Annotated in this window: 14 protein-coding genes; 1 reads left to right on the top strand and 13 read right to left on the bottom strand. The window is 69.4% G+C overall.

The features are described 5' to 3' along the window. Nucleotides 1–111: 111 nt before the first annotated feature. From metK to pyrR, 13 genes are all read right to left on the bottom strand, one after another. Nucleotides 112–1320: a methionine adenosyltransferase gene (metK, locus tag ACFWY6_RS34725; protein WP_365492652.1), complete on the bottom strand. Its 1209-nt coding sequence runs from the start codon at nt 1318–1320 to the stop codon at nt 112–114. Between the two features lie 358 nt (nt 1321–1678). Further along, complete coding sequence (coaBC, locus tag ACFWY6_RS34730) at nt 1679–2884, bottom strand: bifunctional phosphopantothenoylcysteine decarboxylase/phosphopantothenate--cysteine ligase CoaBC (protein ID WP_384699153.1); 1206 nt, start codon at nt 2882–2884, stop codon at nt 1679–1681. A 119-nt stretch (nt 2885–3003) separates the two neighbouring features. Continuing rightward, nucleotides 3004–3276, bottom strand: coding sequence for a DNA-directed RNA polymerase subunit omega (rpoZ, locus tag ACFWY6_RS34735; protein ID WP_005319902.1), 273 nt, complete (start codon nt 3274–3276; stop codon nt 3004–3006). Between the two features lie 69 nt (nt 3277–3345). Next, nucleotides 3346–3939 carry a guanylate kinase gene (gene gmk, locus ACFWY6_RS34740; protein ID WP_360771851.1) on the bottom strand — a complete coding sequence of 198 codons (594 nt, stop codon included), beginning with the start codon at nt 3937–3939 and terminating at the stop codon, nt 3346–3348. Between the two features lie 38 nt (nt 3940–3977). Further along, nucleotides 3978–4304 (bottom strand): integration host factor, encoded by a 327-nt coding sequence (locus ACFWY6_RS34745; protein ID WP_055698939.1) that lies wholly within the window; start codon nt 4302–4304, stop codon nt 3978–3980. A 320-nt stretch (nt 4305–4624) separates the two neighbouring features. Continuing rightward, a complete protein-coding gene (pyrF, locus tag ACFWY6_RS34750; RefSeq protein ID WP_384699176.1) occupies nt 4625–5470 on the bottom strand; it encodes an orotidine-5'-phosphate decarboxylase in 846 nt (281 codons plus the stop codon). Between the two features lie 5 nt (nt 5471–5475). Then, nucleotides 5476–6582 (bottom strand): quinone-dependent dihydroorotate dehydrogenase, encoded by a 1107-nt coding sequence (locus tag ACFWY6_RS34755; RefSeq protein ID WP_384699157.1) that lies wholly within the window; start codon nt 6580–6582, stop codon nt 5476–5478. Nucleotides 6583–6636: 54 nt separating this feature from the next. Beyond that, nucleotides 6637–9945, bottom strand: coding sequence for a carbamoyl-phosphate synthase large subunit (carB, locus tag ACFWY6_RS34760; protein WP_384699160.1), 3309 nt, complete (start codon nt 9943–9945; stop codon nt 6637–6639). After that, the gene (gene carA / locus ACFWY6_RS34765; protein WP_384699163.1) at nt 9938–11080 is read right to left on the bottom strand and encodes a glutamine-hydrolyzing carbamoyl-phosphate synthase small subunit; all 1143 of its coding nucleotides are present in this window, start codon (nt 11078–11080) and stop codon (nt 9938–9940) included. The genes carB and carA overlap by 8 nt, the downstream gene beginning before the upstream one ends. Further along, complete coding sequence (locus ACFWY6_RS34770; RefSeq protein WP_384699166.1) at nt 11077–11658, bottom strand: hypothetical protein; 582 nt, start codon at nt 11656–11658, stop codon at nt 11077–11079. Before ACFWY6_RS34770 ends, carA begins: the two co-directional genes overlap by 4 nt. Next, on the bottom strand, nt 11655–12941 hold the full coding sequence (locus tag ACFWY6_RS34775) for a dihydroorotase (RefSeq protein WP_384699168.1): 1287 nt from the start codon (nt 12939–12941) through the stop codon (nt 11655–11657). The genes ACFWY6_RS34770 and ACFWY6_RS34775 overlap by 4 nt, the downstream gene beginning before the upstream one ends. 4 nt (nt 12942–12945) lie before the next feature. Beyond that, nucleotides 12946–13983: an aspartate carbamoyltransferase catalytic subunit gene (locus ACFWY6_RS34780; RefSeq protein ID WP_384699171.1), complete on the bottom strand. Its 1038-nt coding sequence runs from the start codon at nt 13981–13983 to the stop codon at nt 12946–12948. A gap of 81 nt (nt 13984–14064) precedes the next feature. Further along, complete coding sequence (pyrR, locus tag ACFWY6_RS34785) at nt 14065–14637, bottom strand: bifunctional pyr operon transcriptional regulator/uracil phosphoribosyltransferase PyrR (protein ID WP_266869017.1); 573 nt, start codon at nt 14635–14637, stop codon at nt 14065–14067. A gap of 223 nt (nt 14638–14860) precedes the next feature. Here pyrR and bldD point away from each other — a divergent pair, with 223 nt between their 5' ends. Beyond that, nucleotides 14861–15361, top strand: a complete 501-nt coding sequence (gene bldD / locus ACFWY6_RS34790; RefSeq protein ID WP_135330908.1) for a transcriptional regulator BldD — start codon at nt 14861–14863, stop codon at nt 15359–15361. The last annotated feature ends 63 nt before the right edge of the window (nt 15362–15424 follow it).

Raw genomic sequence — 15424 nt, forward strand, 5'->3', positions numbered from 1 at the left:
CGCTTCTCTTTTTTGTTTTTTCTAGACCCCGCCCCCCCCGGGGGGCCCCCCCTACTCAACGGCGCGGTACCCGCTACTCTCCCCCGGGGCCCAGAGCCTGAAGCGCGAGTCTTACAGCCCCGCAGCCTTCCGCAACGCCTCGACCCGGTCCGTCCGCTCCCACGTGAAGTCGGGGATCGCACGGCCGAAGTGGCCGTACGCCGCGGTCTGGGAGTAGATCGGGCGGAGCAGGTCCAGGTCGCGGATGATCGCGGCCGGGCGGAGGTCGAAGACCTCGGAGATGGCGGCCTCGATCTTGTCGGTGTCGACCGTGGCCGTGCCGAAGGTCTCCACGAACAGGCCCACCGGCTCGGCCTTGCCGATCGCGTAGGCGACCTGGACCTCGCAGCGGGCCGCGAGGCCGGCCGCGACGACGTTCTTGGCGACCCAGCGCATCGCGTACGCCGCCGAACGGTCCACCTTCGACGGGTCCTTGCCGGAGAAGGCGCCGCCGCCGTGGCGGGCCATGCCGCCGTACGTGTCGATGATGATCTTGCGGCCGGTGAGGCCGGCGTCGCCCATCGGGCCGCCGATCTCGAAGCGTCCTGTCGGGTTGACCAGGAGGCGGTAGCCCTCGGTCTCCAGCTTGATGCCGTCCTCGAGGAGGGCCTTCAGCTCGGGCTCGACCACGAACTCGCGGATGTCGGGCGCCAGGAGGGAGTCCAGGTCGATGTCCGAGGCGTGCTGGGACGAGACGACCACCGTGTCCAGGCGGACCGCCTTGTCGCCGTCGTACTCGATGGTGACCTGGGTCTTGCCGTCCGGGCGGAGGTAAGGGATCGTGCCGTTCTTGCGGACCTCGGACAGGCGGCGCGACAGACGGTGCGCGAGGTGGATCGGGAGCGGCATCAGCTCCGGCGTCTCGTCGCACGCGTAGCCGAACATCAGGCCCTGGTCGCCCGCGCCCTGCTTGTCGAGCTCGTCCTCGTCGCCCTCGACGCGCTTCTCGTACGCCGTGTCGACGCCCTGCGCGATGTCGGGGGACTGCGAACCGATGGACACCGAGACGCCACAGGAGGCGCCGTCGAAGCCCTTCTTCGAGGAGTCGTAACCGATCTCGAGGATCTTCTCGCGCACGAGCTGGGCGATCGGCGCGTAGGCCTTGGTGGTCACCTCGCCGGCGACGTGCACGAGGCCGGTGGTGATCAGCGTCTCCACGGCGACCCGGGACTTCGGGTCCTCCCGCAGAAGCGCGTCGAGAATGGTGTCGCTGATCTGGTCAGCGATCTTGTCGGGGTGACCCTCGGTCACAGACTCCGAGGTGAAGAGACGGCGGGACACATCGCTCCCTGTGGTTGCAGCGGCTGCTGGCTGATCATTGGTGGACGGGCCGAGAGCTGCGCTCGACGTCGTCCGAGACCAGTTTATCGGTCGTACTGGACCGCCGGACCACGTGTCTCGCCACTTGGGAGCGCTGTGACCTGCGGCACTGCATTGTGCGGTACGACGATCGGTCTCCACCAGAGGGCCTCGCGCCCGAATTTCCCGGGTTTGACGCGCCCAGTGGGGCGAATGTGACATCCGACCTCGGGGTTTGCGCCCCTTACGTCGGAAGGCCGATCCTCTACTGCCTTCTCGAGGTTACGCCCCGACTTCACCAGACGTTCAACGATCACTGCCCTCACTGAACGTTCAGCGACTACTTCGTCAGGCGTTCCGCCACCAGATCCCAGACGGTGTCCGCCAGCGCTTCCTTCGGGCCGTACGGCACCGGCGTCTCACTGCCGTCCGCGCCGAGCACGACCGCCTCGTTCTCCTCGGAGCCGAACGTCTTGCGTTCGCCGACCTCGTTGACGACCAGCAGATCGCAGCCCTTGCGCGCCAGCTTGGCGCGGCCGTTGGCGAGGACGTCGTCGGTCTCGGCGGCGAAGCCGACGACGACCTGGCCGGGCCGCGGGCGGTCACCCGCGATCTCGGCCAGGATGTCGGGGTTGCGGACCAGGGCGATCGGGGCCGGCTCCTGCCCGTCCTTCTTCTTGATCTTCCCGGTCGCATACGTCTCGGGCCGGAAGTCGGCCACGGCGGCGGCCATCACCACCGCGTCGGCGTCCGCCGCGGCCTTGAGGACCGCTTCGCGGAGCTGGACGGCCGTGCCGACGGGCACGACGTCCACGCCCGCCGGGTCCGGCAGCGCGGCGTTCGCCGAGAGCAGCGTGACCCTGGCTCCCCGGGCGGCCGCGCTGCGCGCGAGCGCGTAGCCCTGCTTGCCGGAGGAGCGGTTGCCGAGGAAGCGGACCGGGTCGAGCGGCTCGCGCGTCCCGCCGGCGCTGACCACCACGTGCCGGCCCGTGAGGTCGCGGGCCAGGTCGCCGCGTGCGAGGACACGGCGTACGACCTCGAAGAGCTCGGCGGGCTCGGGGAAGCGGCCCTTGCCCGTGTCCACGCCGGTGAGGCGGCCGACGGCGGGCTCGATGACGAGGGCGCCGCGGCGGCGGAGCGTGGCGACGTTCTCCTGGGTGGCGGGGTGCTCCCACATTTCCGTGTGCATCGCGGGTGCGAAGATCACCGGACAGCGGGCGGTCAGGAGCGTGTTCGTCAGGAGGTCGTCGGCGAGGCCGTGGGCCGCCTTCGCCATGATGTCGGCGGTCGCCGGGGCGACGATGACGATGTCGGCCGCCTGACCGATCCGGACGTGCGGCACCTCGTGGACGGAGTCCCATACCTCGGTCGAGACCGGGTTGCCGGACAGCGCCGACCAGGTCGCGGCCCCCACGAAGTGCAGCGCCGAATCCGTCGGCACGACGCGTACGTCGTGGCCCGACTCGGTCAGCCGCCGCAGCAGCTCACAGGCCTTGTACGCGGCGATCCCGCCACTGACCCCCAGAACGACCTTGGGCTTGCCCACGGTGCCTCCCCGCACTCGGATCCCCACACTCGGAGACGTACGACTCCATGACACACCACAGGCCCGACAGCCGCGCTGCCGGGCCTGTGGCCAAAGAAATGCTCAGAGAAAACTGATGCCTACTGAGCCGGGCCCTCGATGGCCTCGGACGTCAGCAGACCCGCGTTGATCTCGCGGAGCGCGATCGAGAGCGGCTTCTCGTGGACGTGCGTGTCCACCAGGGGGCCGACGTACTCCAGCAGGCCCTCACCGAGCTGCGAGTAGTACGCGTTGATCTGGCGCGCGCGCTTGGCGGCGTAGATCACGAGGCTGTACTTCGAGTCGGTAGCTTCGAGCAGCTCATCAATCGGCGGGTTGATGATGCCCTCGGGCGCGGTGATGGAAGAGGACACGCTCTGCCTTCCGATGGGGAAATGAAGATCAAACTGTGGTCGGCCATGATGGTCGAACCGTGGTGAAGATCAAACAACTTTCATCAAGGCTAGCAGCTCACGGGCCACGTCCTCGACGGAGGTATTGACCAGGGTCGTATCGAACTCTTCCTCGGCGGCGAGTTCGGTCTTCGCGGCCTCGAGCCTGCGCTCGATGACCTCGGGCGCCTCGGTGCCGCGGCCGGTGAGCCGGCGGACCAGCTCGTCCCAGCTCGGCGGGGCGAGGAAGACCAGCTGCGCCTCGGGCATCGACTCGCGCACCAGGCGCGCGCCCTGCAGATCGATTTCCAGGAGAACGGGCTCGCCCGCCTCCAGGCGCTCGATCACCGCGGCCCGCGGTGTGCCATAGCGGTTTCCCGCGAACTCGGCCCATTCGAGCAGCTCGCCATTGGCGATCAGCTTGTCCATTTCCTCGTCGGAGACGAAGAAATACTGGACGCCGTGCTTTTCGCCGGGCCGCGGCTTGCGGGTCGTGGCCGAGACCGAGAGCCAGACCTCGGGGTGTTCCTTGCGCATATGAGCGACGACCGTGCTCTTGCCGACCCCGGAGGGGCCGGAGAGCACGGTCAGCCGCGGACGTACGTCCGGGGGCACGGGGGTCGTCCCCCGGGATGTTGCAGCCATGCAGCGATTATCCAGGTTCTCAGGAGTGCCTGAGAACATCAGCCAGCGGCACTGCCGCCGAACTCACGCTCCAGTGATGCGATCTGATTCGAGCCGAGACCGCGCACGCGGCGACTCTCGGAGATGCCAAGACGCTCCATGATCTGCTTGGCGCGGACCTTGCCCACGCCGGGCAGTGACTCCAGGAGGGCGGAGACCTTCATCTTGCCGATGACATCGTTCTCCTGACCCTGCTTGATGACCTCGTGAAGCGAGGCGCCGGAGTGCTTGAGTCGATTCTTGACCTCGGCCCGCTCCCGGCGAGCCGCGGCGGCCTTTTCGAGCGCGGCTGCGCGCTGTTCAGGGGTAAGGGGCGGAAGAGCCACGCCTACGTCACCTCGGATGTCGAACTGTCGGATACGGACCGGTGAGGAACCTAGTCGCCCCACACCTGGTGAGCAACGTGCAACGCGCTTGCCCGTTCGCTCTCGTCGGAGACTAGCGGCCATGGCCGCCAGAGTCAGCGAGAACAGACGAAAAGTCCTGGTCAGCCTCTGTCGAGCCGTACATATCAGGCATTTCGCCCCGGATTTGGCCTGGTGAGCCATCTACGAAACACATGCGCCCGTCCCCAAGCGTCCTCCGAGGGCGTAAAAACAGCTCCGCCCCGGCTCCGGAAGTCCGGAACGGGGCGGAGAGAGCGATCTCAGGCAGAGGCGACCGCCGCACGGATCTCGTCCGCGAAACGGGCGGCCGCGTCACGCAGCCCCGCCACGTCCGGACCGTGCCGCAGGACCCCCCGGCTGACGCTCGGCACGACATTGCGTACGGACGCCCCGAAGACACCCGGCAGATCCGCGGGCGTGGCCCCCTGAGCCCCGATCCCGGGGGCGAGCAGCGGGCCGTTGATCTTGAGGTCGTAGGAGGACAGGTCCCCCAGGGTCGCCCCGACGACGGCGCCGAAGGACCCCAGGGGCTCCGCGCCGGCGTTGTCGGCGGCCAGGTGCCCCAGCATCGTCGCGCCGACCGTGCGGCCGTCCTCGCGCACCGCGTGCTGCACCTCGGCGCCCTCGGGGTTCGAGGTGAGGGCGAGCACGAAGAGGCCCGTGCCGTTCTCACGTGCGAGGTCGACGGCCGGCTTCAGCGAGCCGTAGCCCAGGTAGGGCGAGACCGTGAGGGCGTCGCTGAACAGCGGCGAGTCCTTGTGCAGGAAGGTCTCGGCGTACGCGGCCATGGTCGAGCCGATGTCACCGCGCTTGGCGTCCATGACCACCAGGGCACCGGCCGCGCGCAGCTCCTGGACCGCCTTCTCCAGTACGGCGATGCCGCGCGACCCGAAGCGCTCGAAGAACGCGCTCTGCGGCTTGAAGACGGCGACGGTCCCGGCGAGGGCCTCGACGACCGTCCCCGTGAACCGCTCCAGGCCCGCGATGTCGTCGTTCAGACCCCAGGCGGACAGCAGGGACGCGTGCGGGTCGATGCCGACGCAGAGCGGGCCGCGCTCGTCCATGGCCCGGCGCAGGCGCGTACCGAAGGGTTCAAGGGCGCTCATGCTGGTCATTCGGACTTCCTCACGTCGGCGCCGACGGCGTCGGCGAGGGTGGCGTACGGGCTCGCCCCGAGGCGCGCGGCGAGGCCCTTGTGGATCGCGCGGCCCCAGAAGGGCCCTTCGTAGATGAACGCGCTGTAGCCCTGGACCAGGGTGGCGCCGGCGAGGATCCGCTGCCAGGCGTCCTCGGCGTTCTCGATGCCGCCGACGCCCACGAGCGTGATGCGGTCGCCCACGCGCGCGTAGAGGCGGCGCAGGACTTCGAGGGAGCGCTCCTTGAGCGGAGCCCCGGAGAGTCCGCCGGTCTCTCCGTAGAGCGAAGGTTCGGATTGCAAACCGAGTCCTTCGCGGGCGATGGTCGTGTTCGTGGCGATGATGCCGTCCAGGCCGAGCTCGACGGCCAGGTCCGCCACCGCGTCGATGTCCTCGTCCGCCAGGTCGGGGGCGATCTTCACGAGGAGCGGCACGCGCCGCCCGGTGACACTGCGGTCGGCCGCCTCGCGTACGGCGGTCAGGAGCGGGCGCAGCGACTCCGTGGCCTGGAGGTTGCGCAGGCCGGGGGTGTTCGGGGACGACACGTTGACCACGAGGTAGTCGGCGTGGGCGGCGAGCCGCTCGGTCGACTTCACGTAGTCGGCGGCGGCCTCCTCCTCGGGCACGACCTTGGTCTTGCCGATGTTCACGCCCACGACCGTCTTGAAGACGGCCTTCCGGGCGCCCAGACGCTCGGCCACGGCCGCCGAGCCTTCGTTGTTGAAGCCCATGCGGTTGATCAGCGCCCGGTCCGCGACGAGGCGGAAAAGACGCTTCTTGGGGTTGCCCGGCTGCGGCTCGCCCGTGACCGTGCCGATCTCGATGTGGTCGAAGCCCAGCATCGACATGCCGTCGATCGCGACGGCGTTCTTGTCGAAGCCCGCCGCGAGCCCGAAGGGACCGTGCATCCGCAGCCCGAAGGCCTCGGTGCGCAGCTCCTTGTGGCGCGGCGCGAGGACGGCCGCGACGAAGGTGCGCAGCACGGGGATGCGGGCCGCGAGCCGGATCCAGCGGAAGGCCATGTAGTGGGCCTGCTCCGGGTCCATGCGCTTGAAGACGAGGTTGAAGAAGAATTTGTACATGGAGGTGTCCTCACCAGAAGGGGGACACCGGATCGGTGTCCCCCTAGTGGGCTGCTAGTCGCGGGCCGCGGTCAGATGCTCCGCGTGTTCCTGGAGTGAACGGACGCCCACGTCCCCGTGGTTGAGCGCGTCGATGCCCTGGACGGCGGCGGCGAGCGCCTGGACCGTCGTCAGGCACGGCACGGAGCGGGACACGGCGGCCGTACGGATGTCGTAGCCGTCGAGGCGGCCGCCGGTGCCGTACGGGGTGTTGACGATGAGGTCGACGCCGCCGTCGTGGATCAGCTGGACGATCGTCTTCTCGCCGTTCGGGCCCTCGCCCTCGGACTGCTTGCGCACGACGGTGGCGTTGATGCCGTTGCGCTTGAGCACCTCGGCCGTGCCGGACGTGGCGAGCAACTCGAAGCCGTGCGCGACCAGTTCGCGCGCCGGGAAGATCATCGAGCGCTTGTCGCGGTTGGCGACGGAGATGAAGGCACGGCCCTTGGTCGGCAGCGGACCGTAGGCGCCCGCCTGCGACTTGGCGTACGCGGTGCCGAACACCGAGTCGATGCCCATGACTTCACCGGTGGAGCGCATCTCCGGGCCGAGGACCGTGTCGACGCCACGCCCGTGGATGTCGCGGAAGCGGCTCCACGGCATGACGGCTTCCTTCACCGAGATCGGCGCGTCCATCGGCAGCGTGCCGCCGTCGCCGGTCGCGGGCAGCATGCCCTCGGCGCGCAGCTCGGCGATGGTCGCGCCGAGCGAGATGCGCGCGGCGGCCTTGGCCAGCGGCACCGCGGTCGCCTTCGAGGTGAAGGGGACGGTGCGCGAGGCACGCGGGTTGGCTTCGAGGACGTACAGAATGTCGCCGGCCATCGCGAACTGGATGTTGATCAGCCCGCGCACGCCGACGCCCTTGGCGATGCCCTCCGTGGAGGCGCGAAGGCGCTTGATGTCGAAGCCGCCGAGGGTGATCGGGGGCAGCGCGCACGCCGAGTCGCCGGAGTGGATGCCGGCCTCCTCGATGTGCTCCATGACGCCGCCGAGGTAGAGCTCGGTGCCGTCGTAGAGCGCGTCCACGTCGATCTCGATCGCGTCGTCCAGGAAGCGGTCGACCAGGACCGGCCGCGAGGGGCTGATCTCGGTCGACTCCTCGATGTACGAGGAGAGGCGGGCCTCGTCGTACACGATCTCCATGCCGCGGCCGCCGAGCACGTACGACGGGCGTACGAGGACGGGGTAGCCGATCTCGTCGGCGATGGCCTTGGCCTCGGCGAAGGTGGTGGCGGTGCCGTGCTTGGGCGCGGGCAGGCCGGCCTCGGCGAGCACGCGGCCGAAGGCGCCGCGGTCCTCGGCGGCGTGGATGGCCTCGGGCGAGGTGCCCACGACCGGCACGCCGTTGTCCTTCAGGGCCTGCGAAAGACCCAGCGGGGTCTGGCCGCCGAGCTGGACGATGACGCCCGCGATCGGCCCTGCCTGTGCCTCGGCGTTGACGATCTCCAGGACGTCCTCGAGCGTGAGCGGCTCGAAGTACAGCCGATCGGAGGTGTCGTAGTCCGTGGAGACGGTCTCGGGGTTGCAGTTGACCATCACGGTCTCGTAGCCCGCGTCGCTCAGCGCGAAGGAGGCGTGGACGCAGGAGTAGTCGAACTCGATGCCCTGGCCGATGCGGTTGGGGCCCGAGCCCAGGATGATGACCGCGGGCTTGTCGCGCTTGGCGACCTCGTTCTCCTCGTCGTACGAGGAGTAGAAGTACGGCGTCTTCGCGGCGAACTCGGCGGCGCAGGTGTCGACCGTCTTGTAGACCGGGCGGACACCGAGGGCGTGCCGCACCTCGCGCACGACGTCCTCGCGCAGGCCACGGATCTCGGCGATCTGCGCGTCGGAGAAGCCGTGCCGCTTGGCCTCGGCGAGGAGGTCGGCGTCCAGGCGCTCGGCGGCGGTCAGCTCGTCCGCGATCTCCTTGATCAGGAAGAGCTGGTCGACGAACCACGGGTCGATCTTCGTGGCGTCGAAGACCTCCTCCGGGGTGGCGCCGGCGCGGATGGCCTGCATGACGGAGTTGATGCGCCCGTCGGTCGGCCGCACGGCCTCCGCCAGGAGCTCCGCCTTGTCGCCGGGCTCGCCCACGAAGGTGAACTGCGAGCCCTTCTTCTCCAGCGAGCGCAGCGCCTTCTGCAGCGCCTCGGTGAAGTTGCGGCCGATCGCCATGGCCTCGCCGACCGACTTCATGGTGGTCGTCAGGGTCGAGTCCGCCGAAGGGAACTTCTCGAAGGCGAAACGCGGCGCCTTGACCACGACGTAGTCGAGGGTCGGCTCGAAGGAGGCCGGGGTCTTCTCGGTGATGTCGTTCGGGATCTCGTCCAGCGTGTAGCCGACGGCCAGCTTCGCGGCGATCTTCGCGATCGGGAAGCCGGTGGCCTTCGACGCGAGCGCGGAGGACCGCGAGACGCGCGGGTTCATCTCGATGACGATGACCCGGCCGTCCTTCGGGTCGATCGCGAACTGGATGTTGCAGCCGCCGGTGTCGACGCCGACCTCGCGGATGATCGCGATGCCGACGTCACGCAGGATCTGGTACTCGCGGTCGGTCAGCGTCATCGCGGGCGCGACCGTGATCGAGTCGCCGGTGTGCACGCCCATCGGGTCGAAGTTCTCGATGGAGCAGACGACCACCACGTTGTCGTGCTTGTCGCGCATCAGCTCCAGCTCGTACTCCTTCCAGCCGAGGATGGACTCCTCCAGGAGCACCTCGGTGGTCGGCGAGAGCGTGAGTCCCTGTCCGGCGATGCGGCGCAGCTCCTCCTCGTCGTGCGCGAAGCCGGAGCCGGCGCCGCCCATGGTGAAGGAGGGGCGGACGACCACGGGGTAGCCGCCGAGCTCGTCGACGCCCTTGAGGACGTCGTCCATGGAGTGGCAGATGTACGAGCGGGCGGACTCGCCGTGCCCGATCTTCTTGTGGACCTCTTCGACGACGCCCTTGAAGAGGTCGCGGTCCTCGCCCTTGTTGATCGCCTCGACGTTGGCGCCGATGAGCTCGACGCCGTACTTCTCGAGCACACCCTGCTCGTGCATCGAGATCGCCGTGTTGAGGGCCGTCTGGCCGCCCAGCGTCGGAAGCAGCGCGTCGGGGCGCTCCTTGGCGATGATCTTCTCGACGAACTCGGGGGTGATCGGCTCGACGTACGTGGCGTCGGCGATCTCCGGGTCGGTCATGATCGTCGCCGGGTTGGAGTTGACCAGGATGACGCGCAGGCCCTCGGCCTTGAGCACGCGGCAGGCCTGGGTGCCGGAGTAGTCGAACTCCGCTGCCTGGCCGATGACGATCGGGCCGGAGCCGATGACCAGGACGGACTGGATATCGGTGCGCTTAGGCACGCTGGCCCTCCATCAGGGATACGAAGCGGTCGAAGAGGTACGCGGCGTCGTGCGGTCCCGCAGCCGCTTCGGGGTGGTACTGGACGCTGAACGCGGGCTGGTCGAGGAGCTGGAGCCCCTCCACCACCTGGTCGTTGAGGCACACGTGGGAGACCTCGGCGCGTCCGTAAGGGGTGTCGGAGGCCTTGTCGAGCGGCGCGTCCACGGCGAAGCCGTGGTTGTGCGCGGTGACCTCGACCTTGCCGGTGGTGCGGTCCTGCACCGGCTGGTTGATGCCGCGGTGGCCGTACTTCAGCTTGTACGTGCCAAAGCCCAGGGCGCGGCCGAGGATCTGGTTGCCGAAGCAGATGCCGAACAGCGGCGTCTTGCGCTCCAGGACGGCTCGCATGACGGCAACGGGGCCGTCCGCGGTCGCCGGGTCGCCGGGACCGTTGGAGAAGAACACGCCGTCGGGCTCGACCGCGTAGATGTCATCGGCGGTCGCGGTCGCGGGCAGGACGTGCACCTCGATGCCGCGCTCGGCCATGCGGTGCGGGGTCATGCCCTTGATGCCGAGGTCGACGGCGGCGACCGTGAAGCGCTTCTCGCCGATCGCGGGGACGACGTACGTCTCCTTGGTGGCGACCTCCGCGGCGAGGTTCGAGCCCTTCATCTCGGGCTGCTGGCGGACCTCGGCGAGCATGACGCCCGCGTCCGGAAGCGCGTTGCCGGAGAAGATGCCGACGCGCATCGCGCCGCGCTCGCGCAGGTGGCGGGTGAGCGCACGCGTGTCGATGCCGCTGATGCCCACGACGCCCTGGTCGACGAGTTCCTCGTCGAGGGTGCGCTGGGAGCGCCAGTTGGAGGACACGCGCGCGGGGTCACGCACGACGTATCCGGCGACCCAGATCCGCTTCGACTCGGGGTCCTCGTCGTTGACGCCGGTGTTGCCGACGTGCGGGGCCGTCATGACGACGACCTGGCGGTGGTACGAGGGGTCGGTCAGCGTCTCCTGGTAGCCGGTCATGCCGGTGGAGAACACCGCTTCGCCGAAGGTCTCCCCCACGGCCCCGTAGGCGCGGCCGCGGAAGATGCGGCCGTCCTCCAGGACGAGTACGGCGGGAACCTTGCTGGCTCCCCTGGTGGAGGTCGTCATCGTGCGGTGCCTTCCGTAGTGCTGTTCGTGCTCTTGGTGTTGATCATGTTGTTGATGGCCTCGACCCACTCGGCCTGCTCGGCCGCGGTGTCCGAGCGGAAGCCGGAGTCGATCAGCTTCTCGCCGTGCTCCCACGTGACGATCAGCAGTCCGCCCTCGGCCAGGACCTTGCCGGCGATGCCCTTGTCGAGGCGGGCCTCGCGCAGCTGGGCCACCGGGACGAAGAAGTCGGCGGCCCCGGGGCGTACGACATCGAGGCCCGCGTCCGTGAGCGTCAGCTCCACGCGGCTGCGGGTGCCGAGACCGTGCGCCACGATGCGGTCGAGCCACTGCCCTGCCGAGGTCGAGCCGTGGTAGCGGCCGCTGAGCTCAAGTCTCGCCGGGCCCGCGTCATCCGGCACCACGGGAAGCGGCGGCAGGTCGCTCTGGAGCGTGCCGCGCCACTTCCAGCCCTCGCGCATCAGCCAGTAGACGAGCGCGATGAAGAGAAGGAGTCCGACGACCCAGCCGGCGCGGGCGGCCCAGTCGGTCACGTCCGCCGATTCCTTCCCGGCGGCCAGTTCCAGAAGAGATGTCACGCGAGCTTCCCGTCGACGAGCGTGGCGCGGCCCCGCAGCCACGTGTGCGTCACGCGGCCCGGCAGCTCACGGCCCTCGTAGGGGGTGTTGCCGCTGCGCGAGGCGAAGCCCGCGGGGTCCACGACCCCACGGTATGCCGGATCGACGAGCGTGAGGTTCGCGGGCTCACCCTCCGAGACGGGACGGCCGTGGCCCGACGCCCCGCCGATCTCGGCGGGCTTGACGGACATCCGGTCGGCGACCGCGGCCCAGGTGAGCAGGCCGGTCTCGACCATCGTCTGCTGGACGACGGAGAGCGCGGTCTCCAGGCCCACCATGCCCATGGCGGCCGCGGCCCACTCGCAGTCCTTGTCCTCGTGCGGGTGCGGGGCGTGGTCGGTGGCGACGATGTCGATGGTGCCGTCGGCGAGCGCCTCGCGCAGCGCCATCACGTCGCGCTCGGTGCGCAGCGGCGGGTTGACCTTGTAGACGGGGTTGTACGAGCGGACGAGCTCGTCGGTGAGGAGCAGGTGGTGCGGCGTGACCTCGGCGGTGACGTCGATGCCGCGCGACTTCGCCCAGCGGACGATCTCGACGGATCCGGCGGTCGACAGGTGGCAGATGTGCACCCGCGAGCCGACGTGCTCGGCGAGCAGCACGTCACGCGCGATGATCGACTCCTCGGCGACGGCGGGCCAGCCGCCGAGGCCGAGCTCCGCGGAGACGACGCCCTCGTTCATCTGGGCGCCCTCGGTGAGGCGGGGCTCCTGCGCGTGCTGGGCGACGACGCCGTTGAAGGCCTTCACGTACTCCAGGGCGCGGCGCATGATCACGGCGTCGTCGACGCACTTGCCGTCGTCGGAGAAGACGGTGACTCCGGCGGCGGACTCGTGCATGGCGCCGAGCTCGGCGAGCTTCTTGCCCTCAAGGCCCACGGTGACGGCGCCGATCGGCTGCACGTCCGCGTAGCCGGACTCCTTGCCGAGGCGGTAGACCTGCTCGACGACGCCGGCGGTGTCGGCGACCGGGAAGGTGTTGGCCATGGCGAACACGGCGGTGTAGCCACCGGAGGCGGCCGCGCGCGTACCGGTGAGGACGGTCTCGGAGTCCTCGCGGCCGGGCTCGCGCAGGTGGGTGTGCAGGTCGACGAGGCCGGGCAGCAGGATCTTGCCCTCGGCCTCGACGACGGTGGCGTCGCCCGCGTCGATGCCGGTGCCGATCTCGATGATGGTCTCGCCGTCGATCAGGACGTCCTGGGGCTCGCCGCCAAGGACCTTCGCACCACGGATCAGGGTCTTGCTCATGGTCTTACTTCTCCTCGGAACCGGTAGAGCGGGGGTGCGCGAAGCGCTCGTCAGAAGGGTGGTGGTGGGAGACGGGCGGGCGGGTGTGGGTGACGGCGGGTTCATTCCCGCCCAGGAGCAGGTAGAGAACGGCCATCCGGGTGTGGACGCCGTTGGCGACCTGCTCGATGACCGTGCAGCGGTCGGAGTCGGCGACCTCGGCGGTGATCTCCATGCCGCGGACCATCGGGCCGGGGTGCATCACGATGGCGTGCTCGGGCATCTTCGCCATGCGCTCGCCGTCGAGGCCGTAGCGGCGCGAGTACTCGCGCTCGGTGGGGAAGAACGCGGCGTTCATGCGCTCGCGCTGCACCCGCAGCATCATCACGGCGTCGGACTTCGGGAGCACCCGGTCCAGGTCGTACGACACGTCGCAGGGCCAGGTGTCGACGCCGACCGGCACGAGCGTGGGCGGGGCGACCAGGGTGACCTCGGCGCCGAGGGTGTGCAGCAGGTCGACGTTGGAGCGCGCGACGCGGCTGTGCAGGACGTCGCCGACGAGCGTGACGCGCTTGCCGCCGAGGTCCTGGCCAAGGCCCTCGTCCTTGCCGACGAGGCGGCGCCGCATGGTGAAGGCGTCGAGCAGGGCCTGCGTGGGGTGCTGGTGGGTGCCGTCGCCCGCGTTGATCACGGGGGCGTCGATCCAGCCGGAGGTGGCGAGCCGATAGGGGGCGCCGGACGCGCCGTGCCGGATGACGACGGCGTCGACGCCCATCGCCTCCAGGGTCTGGGCGGTGTCCTTCAGGGATTCGCCCTTGGAGACGCTGGATCCCTTGGCGGCGAAGTTGATGACGTCCGCGGAGAGGCGCTTCTCGGCGGCTTCGAAGGAGATCCGGGTCCGGGTCGAGTCCTCGAAGAAGAGGTTGCAGATCGTACGGCCGCGCAGCGCGGGCAGCTTCTTGATCGGCCGGTCGGCGACCCGGGCCATCTCCTCGGCGGTGTCGAGGATGAGAACGGCGTCGTCGCGGGTGAGGTCGGCGGCCGAGATGAGGTGTCGCATCATCTGGGTGTACTCCGTGATGGGGAGGTGTGCGGGCACGCGGGCGCGCAGGGGTGTGCCCCGGGGCCCGTGGGGAAGCCGGTCTTACGCGGAGGCGGGCTTGGCACCGAGCAGTACGGCGTCTCGGCCGTCCTCCTCGGCGAGCTGCACCTTGACCGTCTCCCGCAGCGACGTGGGGAGGTTCTTGCCGACGTAGTCGGCGCGGATCGGGAGTTCGCGGTGACCGCGGTCGACGAGGACGGCGAGCTGCACCGCGCGCGGGCGCCCGATGTCGTTCAGACCGTCGAGGGCGGCGCGGATGGTGCGACCGGAGAAGAGCACGTCGTCGACGAGGACGACGAGGCGGCCGTCGATGCCGTCACCGGGGATCTCGGTGCGGGCGAGTGCGCGCGGCGGATGCATGCGCAGATCGTCGCGGTACATGGTGATGTCGAGTGAGCCAACCGGGATCTTCCGTCCGGTGATCTCTTCGAGCTTCTCGGCGAGGCGCCGGGCGAGGAAGACGCCGCGGGTGGGAATGCCTAGCAGCACCACATCGTCCGCGCCCTTGGCGCGCTCGACGATCTCGTGGGCGATACGGGTCAACACCCGTGCGATGTCCGGGCCTTCGAGCACGGGCCGGGCGACATCGGGTTCGTTCGTGTCGTGCGTGTCCATATGAAACGGACCTCCTTCTCCGCCTCACGGGACGGACCTTAAAGGACGTCGGATTTGCGCCATCAACGGTACCAGCAGTGGCAACACCGCCGGTCACGACCCCCCTCGGAAGGGGCGGTACGGACCATTCGGCTTGACGCAGCCAAGTAACGCTGCGTAACCTCACAGTGAGTTACCAGCAGCGCGGCGGAGCCGCACGTTGTCCCAGCGTCCGGGGAGCTTTATGTCCAGCGAATACGCCAAACAGCTCGGGGCCAAGCTCCGCGCCATCCGCACCCAGCAGGGCCTTTCCCTCCACGGCGTCGAGGAGAAGTCCCAGGGTCGCTGGAAGGCGGTAGTGGTCGGCTCGTACGAGCGCGGCGACCGCGCCGTGACCGTACAGCGCCTCGCCGAGCTGGCGGACTTCTACGGAGTCCCGGTCCAGGAGCTGCTGCCCGGCACCGCTCCGGGCGGTGCCGCCGAGCCGCCGCCCAAGCTCGTCCTCGACCTGGAGCGCCTCGCGCACGTGCCGGCCGAGAAGGCGGGCCCCCTCCAGCGGTACGCGGCCACGATCCAGTCGCAGCGTGGTGACTACAACGGCAAGGTGCTCTCGATCCGCCAGGACGACCTGCGCACCCTCGCCGTCATCTACGACCAGTCGCCCTCGGTCCTCACCGAGCAGCTGATCAGCTGGGGCGTCCTGGACGCCGACGCGCGTCGCGCCGTCGCCCACGACGACGTCTGATCCCGCAAGGGAAAAGCTCAGCAGAAACGTGCCGCCGGGGTGACCGGAACCGATGGGTTCCGG

The organism is Streptomyces sp. NPDC059037 (assembly GCF_042740015.1).
Classification (GTDB): Bacteria; Actinomycetota; Actinomycetes; order Streptomycetales; family Streptomycetaceae; genus Streptomyces.